The 23683-nt window shown below is 58.3% G+C and carries 23 protein-coding genes; 16 read left to right on the top strand and 7 right to left on the bottom strand.

Annotation, left to right across the window (positions count from 1 at the left end):
• Positions 1-50 precede the first annotated feature (50 nt).
• Both N6L24_RS07820 and N6L24_RS07815 read right to left on the bottom strand, forming a co-directional pair.
• On the bottom strand, positions 51-494 hold the full coding sequence (locus N6L24_RS07820) for a MaoC family dehydratase (protein ID WP_271844117.1): 444 nt from the start codon (positions 492-494) through the stop codon (positions 51-53).
• A 100-nt stretch (positions 495-594) separates the two neighbouring features.
• Positions 595-1470, bottom strand: a complete 876-nt coding sequence (locus N6L24_RS07815) for a TIGR01459 family HAD-type hydrolase (protein ID WP_271844116.1) — start codon at positions 1468-1470, stop codon at positions 595-597.
• A 98-nt stretch (positions 1471-1568) separates the two neighbouring features.
• Between N6L24_RS07815 and N6L24_RS07810 the strand changes: the two genes are divergently transcribed.
• Genes N6L24_RS07810 through N6L24_RS07800 form a run of 3 tightly spaced genes read left to right on the top strand, consistent with a single transcriptional unit; the run spans position 1569 to position 2731 of the window.
• A complete protein-coding gene (locus N6L24_RS07810) occupies positions 1569-1964 on the top strand; it encodes a VOC family protein (protein WP_271844115.1) in 396 nt (131 codons plus the stop codon).
• Positions 1965-2005: 41 nt separating this feature from the next.
• On the top strand, positions 2006-2320 hold the full coding sequence (locus tag N6L24_RS07805; RefSeq protein WP_271844114.1) for a muconolactone Delta-isomerase family protein: 315 nt from the start codon (positions 2006-2008) through the stop codon (positions 2318-2320).
• 15 nt (positions 2321-2335) lie between these two features.
• Positions 2336-2731 carry a ribbon-helix-helix domain-containing protein gene (locus tag N6L24_RS07800; protein ID WP_271844113.1) on the top strand — a complete coding sequence of 132 codons (396 nt, stop codon included), beginning with the start codon at positions 2336-2338 and terminating at the stop codon, positions 2729-2731.
• A 35-nt stretch (positions 2732-2766) separates the two neighbouring features.
• Here the strand turns inward: N6L24_RS07800 and N6L24_RS07795 are convergent, their stop codons facing one another.
• Complete coding sequence (locus N6L24_RS07795; RefSeq protein WP_271844112.1) at positions 2767-3687, bottom strand: manganese-dependent inorganic pyrophosphatase; 921 nt, start codon at positions 3685-3687, stop codon at positions 2767-2769.
• 175 nt (positions 3688-3862) lie between these two features.
• Here N6L24_RS07795 and N6L24_RS07790 point away from each other — a divergent pair, with 175 nt between their 5' ends.
• Positions 3863-4513 carry a DUF2161 domain-containing phosphodiesterase gene (locus tag N6L24_RS07790; RefSeq protein WP_271844111.1) on the top strand — a complete coding sequence of 217 codons (651 nt, stop codon included), beginning with the start codon at positions 3863-3865 and terminating at the stop codon, positions 4511-4513.
• Here N6L24_RS07790 and N6L24_RS07785 read toward each other — a convergent pair.
• Entirely contained in the window at positions 4510-5328 is an 819-nt protein-coding gene (locus N6L24_RS07785; RefSeq protein WP_271844110.1) for an SMP-30/gluconolactonase/LRE family protein, read from the bottom strand. The two genes, N6L24_RS07790 and N6L24_RS07785, sit on opposite strands and share 4 nt — an antisense overlap.
• Before the next feature lie 100 nt (positions 5329-5428).
• Here N6L24_RS07785 and N6L24_RS07780 point away from each other — a divergent pair, with 100 nt between their 5' ends.
• The 5 genes from N6L24_RS07780 (at position 5429) to N6L24_RS07760 (ending at position 9998) form a co-directional block, all read left to right on the top strand.
• Positions 5429-6202 (top strand): helix-turn-helix domain-containing protein, encoded by a 774-nt coding sequence (locus N6L24_RS07780; RefSeq protein WP_271844109.1) that lies wholly within the window; start codon positions 5429-5431, stop codon positions 6200-6202.
• 149 nt (positions 6203-6351) lie between these two features.
• Positions 6352-6639: a co-chaperone GroES gene (locus N6L24_RS07775; protein WP_271844108.1), complete on the top strand. Its 288-nt coding sequence runs from the start codon at positions 6352-6354 to the stop codon at positions 6637-6639.
• 51 nt (positions 6640-6690) lie between these two features.
• A complete protein-coding gene (groL, locus tag N6L24_RS07770) occupies positions 6691-8328 on the top strand; it encodes a chaperonin GroEL (RefSeq protein WP_271844107.1) in 1638 nt (545 codons plus the stop codon).
• 73 nt (positions 8329-8401) lie between these two features.
• The gene (locus N6L24_RS07765) at positions 8402-9322 is read left to right on the top strand and encodes a DMT family transporter (protein WP_334312318.1); all 921 of its coding nucleotides are present in this window, start codon (positions 8402-8404) and stop codon (positions 9320-9322) included.
• 43 nt (positions 9323-9365) lie between these two features.
• Positions 9366-9998 carry a hypothetical protein gene (locus N6L24_RS07760; RefSeq protein ID WP_271844106.1) on the top strand — a complete coding sequence of 211 codons (633 nt, stop codon included), beginning with the start codon at positions 9366-9368 and terminating at the stop codon, positions 9996-9998.
• Positions 9999-10050: 52 nt separating this feature from the next.
• Here N6L24_RS07760 and carB read toward each other — a convergent pair whose 3' ends face one another.
• Positions 10051-13383: a carbamoyl-phosphate synthase large subunit gene (gene carB, locus N6L24_RS07755; protein ID WP_271844105.1), complete on the bottom strand. Its 3333-nt coding sequence runs from the start codon at positions 13381-13383 to the stop codon at positions 10051-10053.
• A gap of 239 nt (positions 13384-13622) precedes the next feature.
• Here carB and N6L24_RS07750 point away from each other — a divergent pair, with 239 nt between their 5' ends.
• Genes N6L24_RS07750 through N6L24_RS07740 form a run of 3 tightly spaced genes read left to right on the top strand, consistent with a single transcriptional unit; the run spans position 13623 to position 16021 of the window.
• The gene (locus N6L24_RS07750; protein WP_271844104.1) at positions 13623-14744 is read left to right on the top strand and encodes an aminodeoxychorismate synthase component I; all 1122 of its coding nucleotides are present in this window, start codon (positions 13623-13625) and stop codon (positions 14742-14744) included.
• Positions 14699-15337, top strand: a complete 639-nt coding sequence (locus N6L24_RS07745) for an aminotransferase class IV family protein (protein WP_271844103.1) — start codon at positions 14699-14701, stop codon at positions 15335-15337. The genes N6L24_RS07750 and N6L24_RS07745 overlap by 46 nt, the downstream gene beginning before the upstream one ends.
• Before the next feature lie 27 nt (positions 15338-15364).
• Positions 15365-16021, top strand: a complete 657-nt coding sequence (locus N6L24_RS07740; RefSeq protein ID WP_271844102.1) for a CPBP family intramembrane glutamic endopeptidase — start codon at positions 15365-15367, stop codon at positions 16019-16021.
• A gap of 1 nt (position 16022) precedes the next feature.
• On the opposite strand, the gene N6L24_RS07735 is transcribed toward N6L24_RS07740, so the two are convergent.
• Positions 16023-17240: an SAM-dependent methyltransferase gene (locus tag N6L24_RS07735; RefSeq protein ID WP_271844101.1), complete on the bottom strand. Its 1218-nt coding sequence runs from the start codon at positions 17238-17240 to the stop codon at positions 16023-16025.
• Positions 17241-17483: 243 nt separating this feature from the next.
• Here N6L24_RS07735 and aspS point away from each other — a divergent pair, with 243 nt between their 5' ends.
• From aspS to N6L24_RS07720, 3 genes are all read left to right on the top strand, one after another.
• Positions 17484-19541, top strand: coding sequence for an aspartate--tRNA ligase (aspS, locus tag N6L24_RS07730; RefSeq protein WP_271844100.1), 2058 nt, complete (start codon positions 17484-17486; stop codon positions 19539-19541).
• A 162-nt stretch (positions 19542-19703) separates the two neighbouring features.
• Entirely contained in the window at positions 19704-21095 is a 1392-nt protein-coding gene (locus N6L24_RS07725) for a DUF1800 domain-containing protein (protein ID WP_271844099.1), read from the top strand.
• Positions 21096-21106: 11 nt separating this feature from the next.
• A complete protein-coding gene (locus N6L24_RS07720; protein WP_271844098.1) occupies positions 21107-22336 on the top strand; it encodes a DUF1501 domain-containing protein in 1230 nt (409 codons plus the stop codon).
• Position 22337: 1 nt separating this feature from the next.
• Here the strand turns inward: N6L24_RS07720 and N6L24_RS07715 are convergent, their stop codons facing one another.
• On the bottom strand, positions 22338-23054 hold the full coding sequence (locus N6L24_RS07715; RefSeq protein WP_271844097.1) for a response regulator: 717 nt from the start codon (positions 23052-23054) through the stop codon (positions 22338-22340).
• A gap of 150 nt (positions 23055-23204) precedes the next feature.
• On the opposite strand from N6L24_RS07715, the gene mce reads away from it, so the two are divergent.
• Positions 23205-23609 (top strand): methylmalonyl-CoA epimerase, encoded by a 405-nt coding sequence (mce, locus tag N6L24_RS07710; protein WP_271844096.1) that lies wholly within the window; start codon positions 23205-23207, stop codon positions 23607-23609.
• Positions 23610-23683 lie beyond the last annotated feature (74 nt).

Genomic DNA, 23683 nt, shown 5'->3' with positions numbered 1-23683 from the left:
CCGGCGGAAAGCTTGCAAGCGTCATTGCGGTGCGCTTGGGCGTCTCAGGATCAATCAAACTTGCGCGACGGGGCCAAAACCATCGCTTCGCCGATCAAAACCTTTTTGCCATCGACCTTGCAGCAGCAATCCAGTTTGACGCGGCGCTTGTCGATTTCAATGCCGATCACTTCGACTTGGGCGTGCACCAGATCACCGGGACGCACAGGGGCGAGGAATTTGAGCGATTGGCTCATGTAGATCGTCCCATGGCCGGGCAGCTGTTCGCCAATCACGGCAGAGACCAGTCCCGCGGTCAGCATGCCATGGGCGATGCGTCCTTCAAAGATCGTGTCCTGTGCATAATCGTCATCCAGATGCACCGGATTACAATCGGTCGACACCTCGGAGAATTTCTGGATATCTGAATCGGTGACAACCTTCTGGACATAGCGTGTCATGCCCATTTCGATGTCTTCTATGCAGATCGTTCCGCGTGGCAGATTGTCCAACATGTGATCCTCCGTAAATCGGTCGCGCAACAAAAAAGCTGCCCATCGTCAAGATAAGCAACTTTATTACTTCGCAACTGCAGAAAATCAAGTGTTATATACGTCAGCGTAAGTGACCTATTGTGTAGGTTGGGTTCGATTTTTCGGCACCAAGGTACGATTTGAGCGCTTCGGGCTCTGGCTGGACTGATGTTTTTGTTTCACTGGCTGCAAGGCCGCCCGAAATAAAGAGAGAATCGATATCCTCGCCCATCGCGCCTTTGATATCGGTCAGCACTCCGTCCCCAATCGCCAGAATGCGGCGATCTGGTACATCCGGTCTGATGGCCGACAGGCGGCGGCGCGCCAGATCATAGATCGGTGGATGCGGTTTGCCAAAATAGAGGCTCTGACCGCCCATCTCGGTGTAAAGCTGCGCCAGCGCGCCGGCACACCATTCGCGGACCTCACCCCGGTCGACAACGATGTCGGGGTTGGCGCAGAGCAGCTTCATGCCCTTCTGTTTGGCATAAAGAAAGTCCGGCCGATTTACCGCCGGGTCAGCCATCGGATCATTGGGGCCGCAGCAGACGATCCCCTCCGCCTCGTTCAGGGGCACAATCGTGATGTCGGCCGGGTCCTCAAGCAGAGACAGCGGTTCAAAAAATTCCGCGTCCCGGCCCCATTCCCCCATGAAATAGACCTTTTCCCCGACGGCCCCCAGAAACATGGCCGCACGGGCGCTGTCCCCTGAGGTGGCGATGGTGTCATAAGCATCTTTGGGGACCCCAAACTGTTCCAGCTGCACCGCGACACCTGCGCGCGGTTTCGGGGAATTGGTCACAAGGACAACGGTCCCCCCGCGCGCGCGATAATCCTTCATGGCCTTCACGGCGTCTGGAAAGGCGGTGACACCATTGTGCATGCAACCCCAAAGATCGACAAAAAGCGCGTCATAGCGGTCAGATATTTCAGAGAGATGTTCGATAATTTGGGTCATTTTTCTGGGTCTTCTTGCAGTTTTTGGCGCGTATTAGCCGGCTAATACCACTGTATTTCGGTTTTGTGACACCCTTGCGCCCAACTAAGGAGAAAGCAATGGCAAAACCCATTCATTCGATGGTCCGGGTGCTGAACGAAGAACGCTCACTTGCATTTTACGCCGAGGTTTTTGGCATGTCGGTGGTGGATCGCTTCGATTATCCGGATTTCAGCCTGATCTATCTGGCAACATCGGAATCGACATTTGAACTCGAACTGACGGTCAATCGCAGCCAATCCGAACCTTATGAGGTCGGCAATGGCTATGGCCATCTCGCCTTTGCGGTTGAGGACCTAGAGGCCTCTCATGCTGCGGCAAAAGCTGCAGGCTATGCGCCGCGCGATATTGTGGAGTTCAAACCTGGCGGCGCGTTGCTGGCCAAGTTCTATTTCATCGCCGACCCGGACGGCTATCAGGTGGAGGTGATCCAACAGCACGGCCGGTACAGATAACCCGCCTGCGTTTGCAGGCATCAGCATTAGGGAGGACAAACATGCTGTTTCATTTGGATTTTAACGTCGAATACGACCACACGATGTGCCAGAGCGATCTGCTGACGATCTGGGCAGAGGAGGCCGGTGCCGCGCTGGGGGCCAAGGAGGCCGGCGTTGTCGTCGATCTTTGGAAAGCCGTCGGCTCGCGCCGCGTGATTGCCATCGTCTGTGTGGAAAGCATGGATATGCTGGATCAAATTCTTCTTGATTTGCCAATCATGAAGAAAATGGGGCAGCATGTGCAGGTTCATGTGACCGCCCTGCGCAGCTACGAATCCTTTGCGGCTGATGTAAAGGAGCGTCTGGCGGCCTAAGCTTTGGAGGAGACCATGTGCCAATTGTTTATCGATGCGAACCCCGCATTGTGGGAAAGCCACACGCGATCTTTCCGGATTGAGGGCATGGTCACGTCCGTTCGCCTTGAGGCGCGGTTCTGGTCAACGCTGGAAGATATTGCCGATCGCGACGGGCTGAGCCTGCCGCAACTGTTTCAGCGGCTCTATCGCGAGTCGGTGGATGCAGGGCATGACATCGGCAATTTCGCCAGTTTCCTGCGGGTTTGCTGTCTGCGGTATCTTGCGCTGCAGCTTGACGATCTTGTGCCGCGGGATCGCCGTATCGCGATCCAGGATCTGCCCGCCAGCGACATTTTGCAAGCCGAGCACCAGGCGCATGAGGCACAGCGCAATGCTTGGCAGGACGACAAAGAAAAAGAGGCGCTCTAGAGCGCCTCTTTGCATATTGGCTGTGTGACCCGCGATCAGACCTTCAAGTTCGGAATGATCTGTTTCTTGCGGCTCATGATGCCGGGCAGCACCACAGCGTCGCCCGCAACAGAGGCCCCAAAGGATTTTTCCGCAACGGATTTCACCAGATCGTTTGGCACCAGCAGTGTGGCCTCTTCGTTCAGGATATCCACGACAAACAGCAGAACCTGATCCACGCCATCTTCGGCGGCGACGTTGCTCATGCTGTCCATGATCGAGGCTTTGCGATCCAGCACAACGGCGGGGGCGGTGGTTTCCAGAACGGACACGCGGAATTTGGTGCCGTCGACTTCGTATTCTTTTGAGTCCATGCGCAGCAGTTCAGCATCCGAGAAGGACGAGACATCTGATTTCGCCGCAAACATCTCTGCTGCGTAGTCGACAATGTTGAGCCCCAGATCTGCCGCCAGCTTTTCAGCAACCGCTTTATCGTGCTCGGTGGTGGTCGGCGAACGGAACTCCAGCGTGTCAGACAGGATGCAGGTCAGCGCCGCGCCTTTGGCCCAATCTGGCATTTTGGCAGCGTCATCGCCCATCAGGTCGATCATGATGGTTGCGGTGCAGGCCAGCGGGCGCACGGTGATATCAATTGGGCCTTTGGTTTCCAGACCGCCGACCAGTTTGTGGTGATCGATGATGGCCTGAATGTCGGCATTGTTGATATTGGCAGGCAGCTCTGCCGGGTTGTTGGTGTCAACAATCACAACCGGCGCGTCATCGGCAACATCGTCGATGATCGCGGGCTTTGGCAGGTCCCAATGTTGCAACATAAAGGCGGCTTCGGTGTTCGGCTCGCCCAGCAGAACGGCCTCAGCAGTCTGGCCTTTGATCTCGTTCAGGTACCAGGCCCAAAGAATTGGGGAGCCGGTGGAATCAGTGTCGGGGGATTTATGGCCAAAAACTTGGATGGTCATCTGGATGTCCTCGTGAGTGTGCTTTTGCGCGCGGTATATAAGCGCTTTGTGGGCTTGTCACCCTGCCAATAAGGCGCAGGCGTGCGGATGGGATGGTGATTTAGAGTATTTGTAAAAAGATGAAGCAGGCTGGCGCGCGGCGCGGCGCGCAGCTAAGTTCGCCGCAGGAGGCAAGATGCAGGAAACCGATTTATACGCGCCCGTGAAAACCTGGCTCGAGGGGCAGGGGTTTGAGGTTAAATCAGAGATCGGTGCTGCGGATGTGGTTGCGGTGCGCGGCGCAGATGATCCTGTGGTGGTGGAGCTGAAAACTGGGTTTTCCCTAACGCTGTTGCAGCAGGGCGTGGCGCGGCAGCAGCTGAGCGATTGGGTCTATGTGGCGGTGCCGCGCTGGAAGGGCAAAAGTGGCTGGCGCACGTTTAAAGGCAACGTTGGTCTGTGCAAGCGGTTGGGGTTGGGGGTAATCTCGGTCAATCTGGCTGATCAAAGCGTTCAGGTGCATGCGGATCCGGTGGAATTTCGACCACGCAAATCAAAACCGCGCCGCGGCGCGCTGCTGAAAGAATTTGCCCGTCGTCAGGGCGATCCGAATGCAGGCGGCACCCGCGGCCCGATTGTGACCGGCTATCAGCAAGAGGCAGAGCGTTGCCTCGCCTATCTGATCAAGAATGGCCCCAGCAAAGGTGCAGACGTGGCCAAAGCTGTGGCCGCCCCAACAGCGACCGCAATTATGCGGGCCAACCACTATGGTTGGTTTGAGAATACAGCGCGCGGGATTTATTGTGCCAGCCCCGTAGGGCTGGCGCGGCAACAAGGCCAAGATTAGTCCAAGGCCACCGTCGAAATACGGTTTTCAAACATATGCGGCAGATAAAGCACGCCGTTTCCTGCTGTCAGATCTGCAGTTGACGCAGGCGCGGTAAGCAGCGTCTCCACAGTGCCGCCTGTGACCTTAAAGACCTCGCCGCTGATCCAGTCATTCACAATCCAGCTGTCGCCAGACTTGGTGATACCGTCAAGATTGCCCATTGCTGGCGCGATGACGCTGACGGTCTTATCGGCAAGGGTGATGGACAACAGATCGCCTGGCGCTTTGGTCGAAAAATCGGCCTGCATATCGCTGCCCCAGCTGGCGACAACCAAGTCAGTGCCATCGGTCCAAAGACCATTGGGGTGGGGCAGGGTTGCATCGTGAAAGAAAGGTGTGATGGCAGTGCCATCAAATTCGTAAATAGCGCCGGTGAACATGTCTGAAATCCAGGCGCGGGTGGCAGTGGCGGTCACATCATTTAGAAACTGTGCGCCCGCGACCTCATGGCTGCTGAGAAGCGCGCCGCTGGTGGCATCCACCACGTGGATTTGCGTCAGGTCAGACACAATTAACCGATCGCCCATCAGCGCCATTCCTTTGGGGGCGTTCATTCCGGTGGCCCATTTCAAATCTATCAGCGTGCCGTCTGGCGCGACGCGCGAAATAAAGCCATTGCCATCGGCCTCGGTGGGATTGCCACCGATGTTGGAAACAAAGAGTACGTTCTGTGCGCTGTCCAAAACAATAGATTCAGGGTGCTCAAAACCGTTCAGTTCCCAGGCCTGGGTGGCGCTGGCCGCAAGGCTAAGAATAAATGCGTAGCGGAACATGGGGTATCCTTTCTTGTTGATGATTGGACTTAGCTATATCTTGATCCAAAATTCAATGAATGGCATGCTTGGTATCAAATAACGATACTTTTTGGTGTTTATGGAAAACCGATTACTGGCAGATGCCTTTGCCGTATTAAAACGCACGCTGAAAGCACGCGGCATGACTTATGCGGATGTGGCCGCTGCGCTCGATCTGTCCGAAGTCTCGGTGAAGCGTATGTTTTCACAGCGTGATTGCAAGGTTTCACGGCTATTTGAGCTGTGCGAGCTGCTTGAACTGCCGCCCGAAGATGTGCTGCAAAGCGCCAGACGGGTGCAAACCGCGCCCGCCTTTTTGCCGATTGAGACCGAAGCTGCGCTGGCGGCGGATCCATCGCTGTTTCATTTCTACATTCTTTTGCGCGAAGATTTCTCGGCGCGCGATATTTCTCAAATCTATGGCTTAAATCCGCTGGACGTTCAGGATTATGGCGCGCGGCTTGAAAAATTAGGGCTGGTTGAGGTGCTGCCACAGGGTTTCATGCGCCTGATAGCGCGTGATCCGATGAAGTTCCGCCGCCATGGCCCGCTGCACAGCCTTGTGCGCCAGATCAACCAGACGTTTGTGCTGGATACGATTGACCGGGCGAATGATGATGACCTGGCCTATACCACCCTTGGCCGGCGGATGTTGCCTGCCACCGTGCGCCAGATCATTAAAGAGGCGCAGGAGTATCAAATTCATATCGCCAACCTTGCACGACAAGATCGCATGATGGCGGCTGATAAGGATTTGGTGTCCTTCAAATGGACCGTCGCCATGGGGCAGTTGCACTACCCTGATCTTTTGGAAATCAAATCGATCAAGCGCGCAGCAGTTTTGGTGTCCTAAAGGCGTGTAAAAGGGCGGCAAATTTTTGGACACATGTGTTGACTCCGACCCCAAGCAACCATACCTATTCGCCTGTTAGCACTCGCCGGAAGGGAGTGCTAATCGCTCCGCTCGGAGTGAGGGAGAAACTGAAATAGGGAAACCTAACAATGGCATTTACACCGCTGCATGACCGCGTGCTGGTTCGTCGCACCGAAAGCGAAGAGAAAACCGCAGGCGGCCTTATCATTCCTGATAGCGCAAAAGAAAAACCTGCTGAAGGCGAAGTTGTTTCTGTTGGCGAAGGCGCCCGCAAAGACAGCGGCGAGCTGATCGCACCAGCCGTTTCCGCAGGCGACAAAGTTCTGTTCGGCAAATGGTCCGGCACTGAAGTCACCGTTGATGGTGAAGAGCTGCTGATCATGAAAGAATCCGACATCATGGGCATCCTGTCCTGATATCGCGATCCTGAACACCCAACGAATTTCTAAGATTTAGGAGCTATTACAATGGCTAAGGAAGTCAAATTTGACACCGATGCGCGTAATGCAATGCTGCGCGGCGTCAACGTTCTTGCGGACGCAGTAAAAGTCACTCTGGGCCCAAAAGGCCGTAACGTTGTGCTGGACAAATCCTTTGGCGCACCACGTATCACCAAAGACGGTGTCTCTGTTGCCAAGGAAATCGAACTGGAAGACAAGTTCGAAAACATGGGCGCACAGATGGTGAAAGAAGTAGCCTCTCGCACCAACGACGAAGCAGGCGACGGTACAACAACCGCGACTGTTCTGGCGCAAGCCATCGTCAAAGAAGGTCTGAAGCAGGTTGCTGCTGGCCTGAACCCAATGGATCTGAAGCGCGGCATCGATCTGGCGACAGCAACTGTTGTTCAGGGCATCAAAGACGCAGCGCGCGAAGTGAAAGATTCTGCTGAAGTTGCTCAGGTTGGTACAATCTCCGCAAACGGCGAAGCAGAAATCGGTCAGCAAATCGCAGACGCGATGCAAAAAGTTGGCAACGAAGGCGTGATCACTGTCGAAGAGAACAAAGGTCTGGAAACAGAAACCGATGTTGTTGAAGGCATGCAGTTCGACCGCGGCTTCCTGTCCCCTTACTTTGTCACCAACCCTGACAAAATGGTTGCTGACCTCGAAGACTGCATGATCTTGTTGCACGAGAAGAAACTGTCTTCTTTGCAGCCGATGGTTCCACTGCTGGAGCAAGTGATCCAATCTCAGAAGCCTCTGCTGATCATCGCTGAAGATGTTGAAGGCGAAGCGCTGGCAACTCTGGTTGTGAACAAACTGCGCGGCGGTCTGAAAATCGCAGCAGTGAAAGCACCTGGTTTCGGCGATCGTCGTAAAGCAATGCTGCAAGACATCGCGATCCTGACCGGCGGTCAAGTGATCTCCGAAGATCTGGGCATGAAGCTTGAGTCCGTAACAATGGACATGCTGGGCACTGCGAAGAAAGTGACCATCACCAAAGACGAAACCACTGTTGTGGACGGCGCTGGTAACAAAGCTGAAATCGAAGCGCGCGTCAGCCAGATCCGCACACAGATCGAAGAAACAACTTCCGACTACGACCGTGAAAAACTGCAAGAGCGCGTTGCCAAACTGGCAGGCGGTGTTGCTGTGATCCGCGTTGGCGGCATGACCGAAGTCGAAGTGAAAGAACGCAAAGACCGCGTTGATGATGCTCTGAACGCGACCCGCGCTGCGGTTCAAGAAGGTGTTATCGTTGGTGGTGGTGTTGCGCTGGTTCAGGCTGGCAAAGCGCTGGCATCCCTGAAAGGTGCAAACGCTGACCAAGACGCCGGCATCAAGATCGTTTCCAAAGCCATCGAAGCGCCTCTGCGCCAGATCGCTGAGAACGCGGGTGTTGACGGTGCGGTTGTTGCTGGCAAAGTGCGCGAAAGCGACGACACTGCATTTGGCTTTAACGCGCAGACCGAAGAATATGGCGACATGTTCTCCTTTGGTGTGATCGACCCAGCCAAAGTGACACGGACTGCACTGGAAGATGCGGCATCGATCGCTGGCCTGTTGATCACAACAGAAGCCATGATCGCAGACAAACCATCCAAAGATGGCGGCGGCGCACCCGCAATGCCTGACATGGGCGGCATGGGCGGCATGATGTAATCATCGCCTTCCGTCTGGAAGATTTGGGGTCGCGCCTGGCGCGGCCCCTTTTTTATGCGCAGGTGCCGCTGGCGTGATTGTGAGCGCTGCGCAGGCATCTTGGGCTTGTGCGCCGCAAGGCTCTGGCGCAGGGTCGGGCAAACAAGTGATTGACCCCATGCGCCTTTTCCTGCTCACCTCGCTGACCATGCTCGCTTTTGCGGCCAATTCCGTTCTCAACCGTCTGGCACTGACAGAGGTGGGGATGGATGCGGTGCTGTTTGCGATCATCCGCCTTGTGACCGGCGCGCTGGCACTGGGGGCGCTGCTTTTGTTGCGCGGCAAGCCTGTGGTGTTTGGCGGGCGGCGGCGCTGGGTCGGGAGCCTGGCTCTTCTGCTCTATCTCTTTGGGTTTTCGCTGGCCTATGTGCGGCTTGACGCAGGCGTCGGCGCGCTTTTGCTGTTCGGAACGGTGCAGATCACCATGTTTATTGCGGCTGTTCTGGGCGGCGAGGCACTGCCGCGCGCCCGCTGGGTGGGCGCGAGCGTGGCCTTTGCTGGGCTGCTCTGGCTGCTGTGGCCCACCGAAACCGCGGCGCATTCGCCGGTGCATCTGCTGGCGATGATTGCGGCTGGGGTCGGCTGGGGGCTCTATTCACTGGCGGGCCGGCAGGAGCCGGACGCGACCGGCGGCACGGCGTTGAATTTCCTGTGTGCGGTGCCGCTGGGGCTATTGCTGCTGCCCTTTGCGGCCTTGGGCACGGTGACAGCCTATGGCGCGGCACTGGCGGCGCTTTCGGGTATCGTGACCTCGGGGCTGGGTTATGCGCTGTGGTATGCGGTGCTGCCCGCGCTTGGGGCCAGCCGCGCGGCGGTGATCCAGTTGACCGTGCCGGTGCTGGCGACACTAGGCGGGCTTGTGCTGCTGGCAGAGCCGGTGACTGCGCGATTGATCGTGGCAACGCTCCTTGTCCTGGCCGGGGTGACATATGCGTTGCGTCGCGCCACCCCCTAATGAGTGCTCGCCTGCGGCGCGTTTTCTGCGCTAGGTTTGAGGTATGAAAAGACATTGGATCTGGGCCGTTGCCGGTTATGCCGCTTTGCTGGGCGGCGGATATTTTTTGGGGCAGATCCTTTCGAGTTGGATTGCGGTGCCGGGGCCGGGAGGGGAGATTTACTCGCCCATGGTGCTGAGTGTTGCGGCGCTTTTTGTGTTGACCTCTGCCATGCCTTTTGTGCCGGGGGCGGAGATCGGTTTTGCTTTGATGATGGTCTTTGGCAGCCGCATCGCGTTGCTCGTCTATCTTTGCATGCTGGCCGCCCTGTGGATCGCGTTCTTTGCCGGGTATCTGCTGCCAAGGTCTGCGATCCAGAACCTGTTTCTGGCGCTTGGTCTAAAGCGGGCCGCCGTTCTTGTGCAGCGCACCGAGGATATGGATATCGCGGCGCGCCATGAATTTTTGAGTACGCATGCCAAAGGGCGCATACTGCCGTTGCTTCTGAGAAATCGGTATCTGACGCTGGTGCTGGCTCTGAACGTGCCGGGCAACGCAGTGCTGGGCGGCGGTGGGGGGCTGTCGCTGTTGGCCGGGCTGTCGCGGCTCTATTCGCCGTTGGGCTTTTGCTTGGCCACAGCGGTGGCAGTGGCACCGGTGCCTATCTTGGTGCGGCTGCTCAGCTATGCCCCCTAAACGAAAAAACGCGCCCGAAGGCGCGTTTTTCTAATCTTGGATCTGAGAACGATCAGCCTTGCAGCGCGCGCACTTCCAGCACACCCTCTTTCTGGGCCTTGATCGCCAGCGCGGCAGAATGCGCGCCTGCGGCCGTGGTGAAATAAGGGATCCTGTCATTCAGGGTCACGGCGCGGATGTCGCGGCTGTCTTCGACCGCCTGCGCGCCTTCGGTGGTGTTCATCACCAGCGCGATTTCACCGTTCTTCAGCACATCCACAATGTTTGGACGCCCTTCATAGACCTTGTTGATCTGCTCACAGGTCACACCCTGTTCTTTCAGCCAGCCGGCGGTGCCCGACGTCGCCATGATGGTGAACCCCAGTTCAATCAAAAGATTGGCGGCGTCGAGCATCATTGCGGTCTTGTCCGCATCCTTGATCGACAGGAAAACTTTGCCTTCGTTTGGCAGCTTCATCCCTGCGCCCATCTGCGCCTTGAGGAAGGCGGTGGCAAAATCGCGGTCCCAGCCCATGACTTCGCCGGTTGAGCGCATTTCCGGGCCAAGGATCGTGTCCACACCGGGGAAGCGGTTGAATGGCATCACGGCCTCTTTCACCGAGAACCAAGGCATCATCGGGTCAGCAAGGGTCATCTGGTCCGCAATCGGCTGCGGCGCGCTGATGTCGGCCCCTTCGTCATATGGCGGGCGCTCAGGGAAGTTGCTGAGCGGTTCACCCGCCATCAGGCGAGCGGCGATCGAGGCGATGGCGCTGTCGGTCGCTTTGGCCACGAAAGGCACGGTGCGCGAGGCGCGCGGGTTCACCTCGATCAGGTAAATCTCGCCGTCTTTGACCGCGAACTGAATGTTCATCAGGCCAACCACGTTCAGCGCCAGCGCCAGTGCGTTGGTCTGACTTTTGATTTCGGCAATGATATCCGCAGACAGGCTGTAGGGCGGCAGCGAACAGGCCGAGTCGCCCGAGTGAACGCCCGCTTCTTCGATGTGCTGCATGATACCCGCGATATGCACGTTCTTGCCATCGCAGAGCGCGTCGACATCCAGCTCGGTTGCGCCATCAAGATAATTGTCCAGCAGCACCGGGCTGTCGCCCGACACCACCACAGCTTCTTTGATGTAACGTTCCAGCTGCGCCATATCGCGCACGATTTCCATCGCGCGGCCGCCCAGAACATAGGACGGACGGATCACCAGCGGGAAGCCGATATCTTGCGCAATCTCAAGGGCTTGTGCGTCGGTCGAAGCGATGCCGTTGTGCGGCTGCTTCAGACCCAGCTTGTTGACCAGCGCCTGGAAACGTTCGCGATCTTCGGCCAGGTCAATCGCGTCGGGCGAGGTCCCGAGGATCGGAATGCCCGCCTCTTCCAGCGCGTTGGCCAGTTTCAGCGGTGTCTGGCCGCCAAATTGCACCACAACGCCGTGCAGCGTGCCGGCTTCTTGCTCAACCCGGAGGATTTCCAGCACATGTTCCAGCGTCAGCGGTTCAAAATACAGGCGATCCGAGGTGTCATAATCTGTCGAAACCGTTTCCGGGTTACAGTTGATCATGATGGTTTCATAGCCAGCGTCTGTCAGCGCATAGCAGGCGTGACAGCAGCAATAGTCAAACTCGATCCCCTGACCAATCCGGTTCGGGCCACCGCCAAGAATAACGACCTTCTTGCGGTCTGAGGGGCGCGCCTCGCATTCCACCTCGTCAAAGACGGGCGCTTCGTAGGTGGAATACATGTAGGGCGTTTGCGCCTCAAATTCTGCGGCGCAGGTGTCGATGCGTTTGAAGACGGCTTTCACACCCAAGTTCTGGCGGGCGCGGCGCACATTGGCTTCGTCGCGGCCGGTCAGCTTGGCCAGACGTGCATCGGTAAAGCCCATCATCTTGAGGTGACGCAGGCCTTTTTCTTCCAGCGGCAAGCCGTTCTTGCGAACGTCTTCTTCGGCGTCGATGATTTCGCGGATGCGATCCAGGAACCAAGGGTCAAACATGGTGACGTTATGGATTTCATCGTTGGTCAGCCCAAGGCGCATGGCCTGTGCAATCACACGGATACGGTCCGGGGTCTGTTGCGAGAGGGCTTTGATGATGGCGGTTTTCTCTGGCGCGCCTTCGATCTCAATCTCGTCAAAGCCGGTCAGGCCGCTTTCCATCGAGGCCAACGCTTTTTGCATGGACTCATGGATCGTGCGGCCAATCGCCATCGCTTCGCCGACTGATTTCATCGCCGTGGTCAGATAGGGTTCTGAGCCGGGGAATTTTTCAAAGGCAAATTTCGGGATTTTGGTGACGACATAGTCAATGGTTGGCTCAAAGGACGCGGGGGTCACTTTGGTGATGTCGTTGTCCAGCTCATCCAGCGTGAAGCCCACGGCCAGTTTCGCCGCGATCTTGGCAATCGGGAAGCCGGTCGCTTTGGAGGCCAGCGCAGAAGAACGGCTGACGCGCGGGTTCATCTCGATCACAACCATGCGGCCATCGGCTGGGTTCACCGCCCATTGCACGTTGGAGCCGCCGGTTTCCACGCCGATTTCGCGCAGGACCGCGATCGAGTGGTTGCGCATGATCTGATATTCTTTGTCAGTCAGGGTCAGCGCCGGTGCTACGGTGATCGAATCCCCGGTGTGCACGCCCATCGGGTCCACGTTTTCAATCGAGCAGACGATAATGGCATTGTCCGCTTTGTCGCGCACAACTTCCATTTCGTATTCTTTCCAGCCCAGCAGGCTTTCATCGACCAAGATCTGGTTCACGGGCGATGCATCCATGCCGGTGCGGCAGAAGTGGATGTAATCTTCGCGGTTATAGGCCACGCCGCCGCCGGTGCCGCCCATGGTAAAGGCCGGGCGAATGATGGCGGGCAGGCCGATGTCTTCCAGCTCTTCCAGCGCGAGGCGGATGCCTTCGTCCAGATCCGCGTCGCCATTGTCTTTCTTGGGCGCGGTCACAATCGAGGCGCGCGGGTTTTCGATGCCCAGACGATCCATCGCTTCGCGGAAGAGTTTGCGATCTTCGGCCATTTCAATCGCGTCGCGGGTCGCGCCGATCATTTCAACGCCGAATTGTTCCAGCACGCCCATTTCCTCAAGCGCAAGCGAGGTGTTGAGGCCGGTCTGGCCCCCCATGGTCGGCAGCAGCGCGTCGGGGCGTTCTTTTTCGATGATCTTTGCAACCACCTCTGGGGTGATTGGTTCAATATAGGTGGCGTCCGCGAGGCCCGGGTCGGTCATGATCGTGGCCGGGTTGCTGTTGACCAGAATGACGCGATACCCTTCTTCGCGCAGCGCCTTACAGGCCTGTGCGCCAGAGTAGTCAAATTCACAGGCTTGGCCGATAACGATGGGGCCGGCGCCGATGATCATGATGGATTGGATGTCGGTTCTTTTTGGCATGGCAGACCTCGGATAGGGGCGGAGCAGACTCGCCGCGTGCGCAAATTGTCGTGGGTTATAGACATCAGAAGGCAAGGTGCAAGGGGGCGCGTGGTTTTTCTCGGCCCCCGGAGGGAGCGAGCCGGATTTTGCCTTTGATTTCGGTAAAATTCTCCAAAGCCGGACAATTTAAGATTTCCGGGCTGCGCCGCTGTGCAACCCGGCGTATATCAGAGCCTTGAAGAAACAGGGAATAGAACGTGCAGATTCGCTTTGATCAGGGCCCAATGGGCGCAGGAACGTGGTTTGATAACCCCGATCAGCTGATCATGGCCCGCACGACCGATGAGGTGCCGCAGGCGCTGGCCGCCCTGGACGAAGCGCGCGCGCGCGGTACATGGCTTGCGGGTTATGCAAGTTATGAGCTTGGCTACGCCCTTGAGGACCGGCTTGCGCCGCTGATGCCCCAGGATCGTCGTCTGCCGCTGTTGTGTTTTGGCGTCTATTCTGCACCGCAGTTGCGGGCATTGCAGCATGGCACTGCCAGCCTGTCAGATCCGGTGCCACAATGGAATGAGGCGCGCTATCGCACGGCCTTTGAAGAGGTGAATGCCTATATCGGCGCCGGGGATATCTATCAGGCCAATCTGACCTTTCCGATGCAAGCGGAGTATACTGGCAGCTCTGAGGCGCTTTATGCTGCCCTCAGCACCCGGCAGCCCGTCGGGCAGGGGGCGTTGGTTCTGCAAGACGGTTTGCCCGATCTGCTTAGCCGTTCGCCCGAGTTGTTCTTTCGCACCAGCAGCGCGGGGGTGATTGAAACGCGCCCCATGAAAGGCACCCAGCCACGCAGTGACGATCAGGCAGAGGATGACCGCCGCAAGACCTGGCTGCAAGGTGACGAGAAAAACCGCGCCGAAAACCTGATGATCGTGGATCTGCTGCGCAATGACATCAGCCGCGTCGCCGAGCTCGGCAGCGTGAACGTACCAGAACTCTTTAAGATCGAAAGCTATGCCACGGTGCACCAAATGGTTTCGCTCGTGCAGGCACAGCTGCGCCCGGACAGTGGCATTTCCGATATCTTTCGGGCGCTGTTTCCCTGCGGGTCGATCACCGGCGCGCCCAAGCTGAGGGCGATGCAGATTCTGCGTGCGCTGGAGCCGTGGCCGCGCGACATTTATTGCGGCAGCATCGGGTGGGCCGCCCCGGATGGGCGCAGCAATTTTAACGTGGCGATCCGCACGATCATGGCCGAAGATGGCAAGGCCACGCTGAACGTGGGCGGCGGCGTTGTCTGGGATAGCACGGCCGCGTCCGAATATGAGGAAGCCCTATGGAAAGCGCGCTACGCGGCCAAGTTCCAAGTGACACGCAGCTGATCGAAACCTTTGGCTGGGATCCCACCCGTGGGTTTCGCAATTTGGATCTGCATCTGGCGCGGATGGCGCACTCTGCTAAGGCACTGGACTTTGCCTATGATGAGGCGCGCGCGCTATATGAAATAGATGTGTCCGGCGATGCGCCGCTGCGTTGCCGCCTGACCCTTGGCGATGAAGGCTTTGGCTTTACCAGCGCGCCGCTTACGGCGGTCACCGGCCCATGGCACATCGCGATCGCTGACATGCGGCTGGCGTCTGCGGACCCTTGGCTGGCCCATAAATCCACACAGCGGGCGCTTTACGATGCGGCGCGCAGCGCGCTGCCCAAGGGTGTGGACGAGCTGCTGTTTCTCAATGAACGTGATGAGCTGTGCGAGGGGACAATTACCAATCTCTTCCTCACACGCGCCGACGGGCAAATGGTGACGCCGCCCCTCAGCTCTGGACTGTTGCCGGGCGTGCTGCGCCAGCGGCTGATCCATGAAGGGCGGGTGCAAGAACAGGTGCTGGGCCGAGAGGATTTGCACAGCGCGCGTGAAATCCATGTTGGCAATTCGCTGCGTGGGCTGATTAAATCAACCTTGCACCCCTGACGAGGCCTTCATCAAGCGGACATGTCCATGGTTGATCTGCGCCGGCCCAGCAAACTTCAGCTGCGCTTGGAATTTCTGCTTCTCTATCTTGCAACGCCCGCCTTTATTGCCGTGGTGTTGCCGCCGACCGTGATGTTTCCGGCGTTGTTTTTGCTGACGGCGCTGGGGCTGTTTTTGCTGCACCACAGCCGGGGGTTTCGCTGGAAATGGTTGTTTCGGGGCCTGAGCCGCGTGCGCCCGTATGAGGTGTTGGGGTTTACGGCTTTTGTGCTGACCTCAAGCCTGCTGACCATATACCTTTTTGCGCCACATGCCGCGTTTGAACCCCTGGCCAGCAACCCCGGTTTGATGCTGATGATCGCGCTGCTTTATCCGCCGCTTTCGGCGCTGCCGCAGGAGCTGATTTTTCGGCCGCTGTTCTTTGGCCGCTACAATCCCATTCTGCCGGATGGGCGCGGCATGTTGGTGTTCAATGCCGCCGTCTTTGCGTTTGCCCATCTGATGTATTGGAGCGTGATTGTCACCATCATGACCTTTGTCGGTGGCTTTGTGTTTGCCTGGGCTTATCAGGTGCGGCGCAGCTTTCTGATGGCGGTTATCCTGCATTCCATCGCCGGAATTATCCTGTTTGGCGTGGGGCTGGGCGTGTTCTTTTATTCCGGCAATGTTGTGCGGCCGTTCTGAGCTATTGCGCCGCTTGCTGCTGGGGATCTGCGCTGTCGCGATAAAGATAGTCGCGGGTCAGCGGCACGCCGTCCTGTTGCCGCGCGAGTTGAAACTGAAAGACGCATTGCCGGTGCAGACGAAAAGTCAATTCGCTTGCGACCAGATAAAACCGCCACATCCGGCAAAACCGCGCATCATAAAGCGCCTCGGCCTCGTCAATATGCGCGACGAACCGATCATGCCAATGTTTCAGCGTTTCCGCATAATGCAGCCGCCAGACCTCCACGTCCGTGACCCAAAGTCTTTCTTTTTCGATGGCCTTCAGGCATTCGCTCATTGCGGGCACGTAGCCACCGGGAAAGATATATTTGTTGATCCAGGGGCTGGTGCGTGACGGCGGCGCCGCGCGGCCAATCGTGTGGATCAGCGCGACACCATCGGCGCCCAGCATCGTGCGCACGTGATCGAAATATTCACGGTAGTGCGGCACGCCGACATGTTCGAACATGCCAACCGAAACAATGCGATCAAAGCGGGTGTTCAGCGTGCGATAATCTTTGAGTTCTATGGAAACGCGCCCCTCAAGCCCTGCGTCGCGCACGCGCGCGCTCGCAACCGCATGTTGTTCCTCTGACAATGTGACCCCGGTGACACGCACGCCGAAATCCTGCGCCAGGGTCAACGCCATTCCGCCCCAGCCACAGCCGATGTCCAGCACATGCATGTCAGGCTCAAGGCGGAGTTTTCGGGCGATATGCGCTTTTTTCGCGGCCTGGGCCTCTTCCAGCGTCATGTCCGGGCGGGGGAAATAGGCGCAGGAATATTGCTTGTCGGCATCCAGAAACAGATCGTAAAGCGCCCCGGACAGATCATAGTGATGGGCAACATTGTCCTTCGCGCGGCCCATGGGGTTGAATTGTTGAAACCGCTTGAGCAGGGGCGCAATATACCGTTCTGCGCCATGGCCCTCGCCCAGAGAAAAATTGCGGATGCCCAGCGTCAAGAAACCATAAAGATCGTCATTTTCAATTGTCAGCGTGCCGTCAGTATACCCTTCTCCCACGGCCAATTCCGGGTTCAGAACGATACGCCTTGGCAGGCTCGGATCATGCAAAGTGACCGCCACATGCTGGCGGCCATTGCCAAAAGAATGCACCTGCCCATCAGGCATGGTGAGTGTCAGCGCCCCTCGTTTGATCATGCGCTGCATCATGCGTAGGAACAGACCCGTCCACATACGTCCCCTCCATTGTCGCCATCAGCCTGCGACGGCCCCTCAAGACAAGTCTGCCGGAGAGACCCCCTTTTTGTAAAGTTTTTCGATGCTTGGAGGTTTCTGAGCGTTGCAAAGCGGCCATGGCCCCCGAATCGGACCGCAGACACCGCTTGACTTTGGCGGCGACAAAAGGTGTATCACCCCAGACTGATTTCGCGCGCTTTCGGCGCGCCTTGCGACATGCCCGATGAAAGGCCCTGATACATGGCAGACCAGACGCACGCTTACCGCAGCCACACCTGTGCAGAGCTGAACAAATCCAACGTCGGCGACACGGTGCGCCTTTCCGGTTGGGTACACCGTATTCGTGACCACGGGGGCCTTTTGTTCATCGACCTGCGCGACCACTATGGCGTGACGCAGGTGATGGCCGACCCGGACAGCCCGGTGTTTGCCGAGCTGGAAAAAGTACGCTCTGAGTGGTGTATTCGTATCGACGGCAACGTGCTGGCACGTGATGAAAGCCTGGTGAATGCGAATATCCCAACCGGCGAAGTCGAAGTCTTTATTCGTGACCTTGAAGTCTTGGGCAAAGCCGATGAGCTGCCGCTGATGGTGTTTGGTGATCAGGAATACCCTGAAGAAACCCGCCTCAAGTACCGCTTCCTTGATCTGCGCCGTGAGCAGATGCAGAAAAACATGAAGCTGCGCTCTGACGTTGTGATGTCGATGCGCAAACGCATGTGGGATCTGGACTTCCGCGAATATCAGACGCCGATCATCACCGCGTCCTCCCCCGAAGGCGCGCGCGATTTTCTGGTCCCCTCGCGGCTGCATCCGGGCAAATTCTACGCGCTGCCACAGGCCCCGCAGCAGTTCAAACAGCTGATGATGGTCGCGGGCTTTGACAAGTATTTCCAGATTGCGCCGTGTTTCCGCGACGAAGACCCGCGCGCGGACCGCTCGCCCACCGATTTCTACCAGCTCGACATGGAAATGAGCTTTGTTGAGCAGCAGGACGTCTTTGACACCATCGCGCCGGTTCTGGCGGGCGTGTTCGAAGAATTCGGCGGTGGCCGCAAGGTGGATGCGCCCGGCGATTGGCCGCAGATTTCCTATAAGGACGCGGCGCTGAAATACGGCTCTGACAAGCCGGACCTGCGCAACCCGATCGAAATGCAGATCGTGTCCGAACATTTCGCCGGTTCCGGCTTTGCGATCTTCGCCAAGCTGCTGGAACAAGAGGGCACCGAAATTCGCGCCATCCCAGCGCCCACCGGCGGCTCGCGCAAATTCTGCGACCGCATGAACAAATTCGCGCAAGCCGAAGGTCTGCCGGGAATGGGGTATATTTTCTGGCGCGATCGAAACGATGCAGTTGGTGGTTTTGCCGAACGAGTAAAAGCTGGCACGGTGTCAAATATCGAAGGAATAGCAGCTTTAGCCGGAGCGGCTGTAGCGATGTTCTCTGGTCCAGAAGGTCGAAAAGCTCTTGCTGATGTTGTCGAGGAATTTGGCGAAAGAATGAATGGCCAGCTTTCTGCTGAACAACGGGCCGAAGTTGAAAGCCGAATTGCGGAGCACATAGCTAACGGTCAAGAAAGCGAAGCTGAGTTCTTGATTTCCGCATATTTTGGTCCCCATGAAGCCGCTGGCCCGCTTGCGAAAAACATTGGCCCTGAGCGCACCGAAGCAATTCGCCAGCAACTGGGTCTGGGCGTGGGCGATGCAGCCTTTTTCCTGGGCGGCAAGCCAAAATCATTCGAAGCCGTCGCAGGCCGCGCCCGCAATGTGATCGGCGAAGAACTTGGCCTCACGGACAAGGACCGCTTTGCCTTTGCCTGGATCGTTGATTTCCCGATCTATGAGCAAGACGAAGAAACCGGCAAGATCGACTTTGAACACAACCCGTTCTCGATGCCGCAAGGCGGGATGGAGGCGCTGCTGGGCGATCCTCTGGCAGTCAAAGGCTATCAGTATGACCTGGCCTGTAACGGCTATGAGCTGGTCTCTGGCGCGATCCGAAACCACAAGCTGGATATCATGTACAAGGCCTTTGAACTTGCGGGCTATGGCAAGGATGAAGTCGAAAAGCGCTTTGGGGCGCTTGTGAACGCCTTCCAATACGGCGCGCCGCCGCACGGTGGCTGCGCGGCGGGTGTGGACCGCATCGTGATGCTGCTGGCCGATCAGCAGAACATTCGCGAGGTCATGCTGTTCCCCATGAACCAGCGCGCCGAAGACCTGATGATGAATGCACCAAGCGATCCACTAAGCGATCAGCTCATGGAGCTGGGCCTGCGCGTGATCCCGCAGGACTAAGCACTGCTATATGATCAAAAGGGGCCCCATTTCAGGGGCCTCTTTCTTTTTGTCGCGGCTTTAAGAAAATTTTCGCCGACCCAACGACGGAAAAGCCGCGCCTTTGCGTATCATCCCCTATAGTGACACCAGCACAGGGCTGGCCGCAGGGAGAGGGCGCGCATGTTTGATCCGGAAATTGCAGAGATTCGATTTGGCACGGGCCTGTCACCCGCGCTCGCGGCCCCGCGTTCCGTGCAGGACATGCTGGCCGGATTGACCGCGCCCGATGATATGGCGCAGCGTTTTCCGATTGAACCTTATGACCGCTTCCGCAAACGCATCACCGATTTCAACGCCGCCCGGCGTGGCATCCGGCGCAACCGCGGCACCGAGGCCGAGGCAGAGTTTCAAGCGCAGCGCAAAACCATCAGCCGCAGCGCACGCGCGGCCTATGGTGATTTTTTTCGCAACAGCCTTTTGCGGCGCATTGAAAGCACCACCGGCTTGCGCGAACGACTGGCTTTTTTCTGGGAAGATCATTTTACCGCCCACGGCAAGGTGATGATCGCGCGCTATGCGACCTCGCCCTATACCGAAGAGGCGATCCGCCCGCATATCGCAGGGCGGTTCGAAGATATGTTGATCGCTGCCGTCACCCATCCTTTGATGTTGCACTACCTTGATCAGATGCAATCGGTCGGGCCGGGCAGCACGCTTGCGCAGAAAGCGGCGCGCAAAGGCAATACACGGGGGCTGAATGAAAACCTCGCGCGCGAGGTGCTGGAACTGCATACTTTGGGCGTCTCTGGGCAGTATCAGCAGGCCGATGTCACCCAATTGGCAGAGCTGTTCACCGGCATGACGCTCGACAGATCATTGGCGTTTGAGTTTGAGAACAGCCGCGCTGAACCGGGGGCCGAGACGGTTTTGGGCCGCAGCTATGGGGGCAAGGCGGCGGATCTGGCGGATATCACCGCCGCGCTGCGTGACTTGGCGCGCCATCCCGCGACCGCCGAACATATCGCGCAGAAACTGGCCCGGCACTTCGTCGCGGACAGTCCGGATGCGGAACTGGTTGATGCCATGCGGCGCGCCTATCTGGCAAATGACGGCGCGCTCATGCCGGTCTATGAGGCGATGCTGACCCATCCCGCAAGCTGGCAGCCCGACGCGCAAAATGTGAAGCTGCCGGTCGATTTTGTCGCCAGCGGGCTGCGGGCGCTGGGGATCGGGGAAAAGACGCTGGCACGCACGCGGGAAAAGACTCTGCGCGATGTGCTGTATCTGCCGCTGCAGATCATGGGGCAGCCTTGGCAAAAGCCGATCGGCCCGGACGGTTGGCCCGAAAACAACAGCCATTGGATCACCCCGCAGTTTCTGGCGGCGCGGCTGCAATGGGCGCTGCTGGCCCCGCAAACCCTGCGGCGCGATTTGCCCGACCCGCGCGATTTTGCGCAGGCCGCGCTGGGGCGTCGCTTGCCGCCAGAGGTCGCTTTTGCTGCCAAAGCAGCTGAAAACCGGTGGGAAGGCGTGGCGCTTGTGCTGACCGCTCCGGCCTTTCAGCGTCAATAGGAGGGCGTGACATGACAGATTTCTCACGACGTGGATTTTTGGGACGCGCTGCGGTGCTGGGCTGTTCCGCCGCCGCCAGCCCGCTACTGACGCCGATCAGCATGGCAGCTGTCCCGGGGGACCGGCGGTTGGTGGTGATCATCTTGCGCGGCGCAATGGATGGGCTCGATGTGTTGCGCCCTTGGGGGGATGCTGATTTTTCTGCGCTGCGTCCGGGGCTGGCGGCCAAGCGCGACACGGGTCTGGCGCTCAGCGATTATTACGGGCTGCATCCATCATTGGCGGCGCTTTTGCCGCTTTGGGAGCGGGGCGAACTCGGCTTTGTGCAAGCCACCTCGACGCCCTATCGCGACAAGCGCAGCCATTTTGATGGGCAGGATATTCTGGAGGCGGGCACCGTTGATCTTGCCCCGGCGGGGCGGCGGAGCGGCTGGCTGAACCGCTTGATGCCCCATTTGCCGGGGGCCGAGCCACGCACAGCCTTTGCATTGGGGCGCGAAGAGATGCTGCTTTTGTCAGGGGACGCCCCGGTGTCGAACTGGTCGCCTGATGTGGATGTCACTTTGACAGAGCAGGGGCTGCGGCTGCTCGAACTGACGATGCAGAACGACGCGCAGTTTGGCGGGGCCATGGCCGAGGCGATCGCGCTCGCGGGATCGGACGGTGATGGCGTGACCTTTACGCCGGGCGATGGCGACATGATGTCTGAAATGATGGGCGACGTGAAAGCCGCCAGCCGTGGCAAGGCGCATTTGAAGATCGCTGATTTTGCAGCAGAACAGCTGCGGGCTGACACGCGCATTGTGTCTTTTTCGCTCAGCGGGTGGGACACGCATAACAATCAGGCACGCACATTGAAGGCACCGCTCAGCGCGCTGGGGGAAACGATATTGCATCTGAAGTCCGCCTTGGGTGCGCCTGTGTGGCAGAACACTACCGTGCTCTGCATGACCGAATTCGGCCGCACCGTGCGCGAAAACGGCACCGGCGGCACCGACCATGGCACTGGCGGCACAATGGTTTTGGCCGGTGGTGCCCTCAAAGGGGGGCGGGTGCTGGGCCGTTGGCCGGGGCTTGGGATGAGCGATCTTTATCAAGAGCGTGATCTGATGCCCACCAGCGATGTGCGCGCTTGGGCGGCCTGGGCCATGCGCGACAGCTTTGGCGTGCCGCGCACCGTGCTGGAGCGGGACGTGTTCGGCGGGTTGGACATGGGCACATCGCCGGGCTTGTTGCTTTAGCTTAGAATTGTGGCTGCGCCTGCAGGCGCTGCTGCAACAAGGCGGACAGCCGCGTGAGACCGGGCGATATCGGTTTGCCCGCACGGCGCTGCGCCATCAGGTCCTCGGCTTCTGACTTCAGCGCGCCGTCACCTGCGGATTGCGCAAGGCTGGACAGGAATTGCGCGGCATATCGAAGGTTGGCGTCATTCTGCGATTTCTGAAGAACTTTGGCAGCGTGGCATAAATCATCGGCGAATGTCATGGGGTCCGGTGTGACCTTTGTATCTGAAATGCTGCGCAGAGGCGGGGGGCGGCGCTCCGCCGGCAAATGGCACAGGATCGCGGCTTGAAAGGCGGGCAGAGAGACGACGGGTTTGGCGAGGAACCCATTGGCACCTGCCGCAAGCGCCGGTTTTTCTGCGGTCTCTTCTCCGGAAAATGCCAGAACGGTCATGCCCGCGCTTGAAGGCTGTGTGAGGTCGCGGATCAAGTCGAGCCCTGAGCCATCCGGCAGCCCCAGGTCAATAATGGCGACCGAGGGGCGGTAGGCACGCAGGTGGCGCCGCGCGGCCCGCAGGCTGTCCGCCCGCCGAATGCGCGCGCCGCTTTTCAGGCACATCAGGCGCAAGGCGTCGCTGGCATAACGGCTGTCCTCGACCACCAATACCGTCAGGCCGAGCAATGGGCGGGCAGCAGTGGGGGCGGTCGCCGGGTGCGGACGGCAAAAATCATCCATGACTGGCATTCCTTTGCGGCATTTTCGTAAATTTGAACGTAACGTTATCGGGGCAAATGCTAATCGTTTCTTAAGTTAGCGCCCGCAGCCGCTTGCCTGCCTGCACGGGCATCTTCATAAAAAATCCAACTGGAGAATGGAGGATTTCCCATGATTGGCCGACTGAATCACGTTGCCATTGCCGTGCCTGACCTTGAGGCCGCCGCAGCGCAATATCGCACGGCGCTTGGGGCCAACGTCGGCGCGCCGCAGGATGAACCGGATCATGGCGTTACGGTTGTCTTTATCGAATTGCCCAACACCAAGATCGAACTGCTCTATCCGCTGGGTGAAAACAGCCCCATCAACGGCTTTTTGGAAAAGAACCCAGCAGGGGGCATTCACCATATCTGCTATGAGGTTGAGGATATTCTGGCCGCGCGTGACCAGCTAACCGCGACAGGCGCGCGCGTGCTTGGCAGTGGGGAGCCGAAGATCGGTGCCCATGGCAAGCCGGTGCTGTTTCTGCATCCCAAGGACTTCAACGGCTGCCTGGTCGAGCTTGAACAGGTCTAACCGCCGCAGGCGCGCCGCGCGCTCTTGTCGGGGCCGCCGCATGGCACTAACTAGGGCGCATCAATAGGAGCGCC

The sequence above is a fragment of the Cognatishimia sp. SS12 genome, from assembly GCF_028369055.1.
Classification (GTDB): Bacteria; Pseudomonadota; Alphaproteobacteria; order Rhodobacterales; family Rhodobacteraceae; genus Cognatishimia.
This window is presented reverse-complemented; position numbering and strand designations above follow the sequence as displayed.

Bases quoted from the DNA above. Each gene is read 5' to 3' on its own strand.
- N6L24_RS07820 (WP_271844117.1), bottom strand. From the start codon at position 494: ATGTTGGACAATCTGCCACGCGGAACGATCTGCATAGAAGACATCGAA.
- N6L24_RS07815 (WP_271844116.1), bottom strand. From the start codon at position 1,470: ATGACCCAAATTATCGAACATCTCTCTGAAATATCTGACCGCTATGAC.
- N6L24_RS07810 (WP_271844115.1), top strand. From the start codon at position 1,569: ATGGCAAAACCCATTCATTCGATGGTCCGGGTGCTGAACGAAGAACGC.
- N6L24_RS07805 (WP_271844114.1), top strand. From the start codon at position 2,006: ATGCTGTTTCATTTGGATTTTAACGTCGAATACGACCACACGATGTGC.
- N6L24_RS07800 (WP_271844113.1), top strand. From the start codon at position 2,336: ATGTGCCAATTGTTTATCGATGCGAACCCCGCATTGTGGGAAAGCCAC.
- N6L24_RS07795 (WP_271844112.1), bottom strand. From the start codon at position 3,687: ATGACCATCCAAGTTTTTGGCCATAAATCCCCCGACACTGATTCCACC.
- N6L24_RS07790 (WP_271844111.1), top strand. From the start codon at position 3,863: ATGCAGGAAACCGATTTATACGCGCCCGTGAAAACCTGGCTCGAGGGG.
- N6L24_RS07785 (WP_271844110.1), bottom strand. From the start codon at position 5,328: ATGTTCCGCTACGCATTTATTCTTAGCCTTGCGGCCAGCGCCACCCAG.
- N6L24_RS07780 (WP_271844109.1), top strand. From the start codon at position 5,429: ATGGAAAACCGATTACTGGCAGATGCCTTTGCCGTATTAAAACGCACG.
- N6L24_RS07775 (WP_271844108.1), top strand. From the start codon at position 6,352: ATGGCATTTACACCGCTGCATGACCGCGTGCTGGTTCGTCGCACCGAA.
- groL (WP_271844107.1), top strand. From the start codon at position 6,691: ATGGCTAAGGAAGTCAAATTTGACACCGATGCGCGTAATGCAATGCTG.
- N6L24_RS07760 (WP_271844106.1), top strand. From the start codon at position 9,366: ATGAAAAGACATTGGATCTGGGCCGTTGCCGGTTATGCCGCTTTGCTG.
- carB (WP_271844105.1), bottom strand. From the start codon at position 13,383: ATGCCAAAAAGAACCGACATCCAATCCATCATGATCATCGGCGCCGGC.
- N6L24_RS07745 (WP_271844103.1), top strand. From the start codon at position 14,699: ATGGAAAGCGCGCTACGCGGCCAAGTTCCAAGTGACACGCAGCTGATC.
- N6L24_RS07740 (WP_271844102.1), top strand. From the start codon at position 15,365: ATGGTTGATCTGCGCCGGCCCAGCAAACTTCAGCTGCGCTTGGAATTT.
- N6L24_RS07735 (WP_271844101.1), bottom strand. From the start codon at position 17,240: ATGTGGACGGGTCTGTTCCTACGCATGATGCAGCGCATGATCAAACGA.
- aspS (WP_271844100.1), top strand. From the start codon at position 17,484: ATGGCAGACCAGACGCACGCTTACCGCAGCCACACCTGTGCAGAGCTG.
- N6L24_RS07725 (WP_271844099.1), top strand. From the start codon at position 19,704: ATGTTTGATCCGGAAATTGCAGAGATTCGATTTGGCACGGGCCTGTCA.
- N6L24_RS07720 (WP_271844098.1), top strand. From the start codon at position 21,107: ATGACAGATTTCTCACGACGTGGATTTTTGGGACGCGCTGCGGTGCTG.
- N6L24_RS07715 (WP_271844097.1), bottom strand. From the start codon at position 23,054: ATGGATGATTTTTGCCGTCCGCACCCGGCGACCGCCCCCACTGCTGCC.
- mce (WP_271844096.1), top strand. From the start codon at position 23,205: ATGATTGGCCGACTGAATCACGTTGCCATTGCCGTGCCTGACCTTGAG.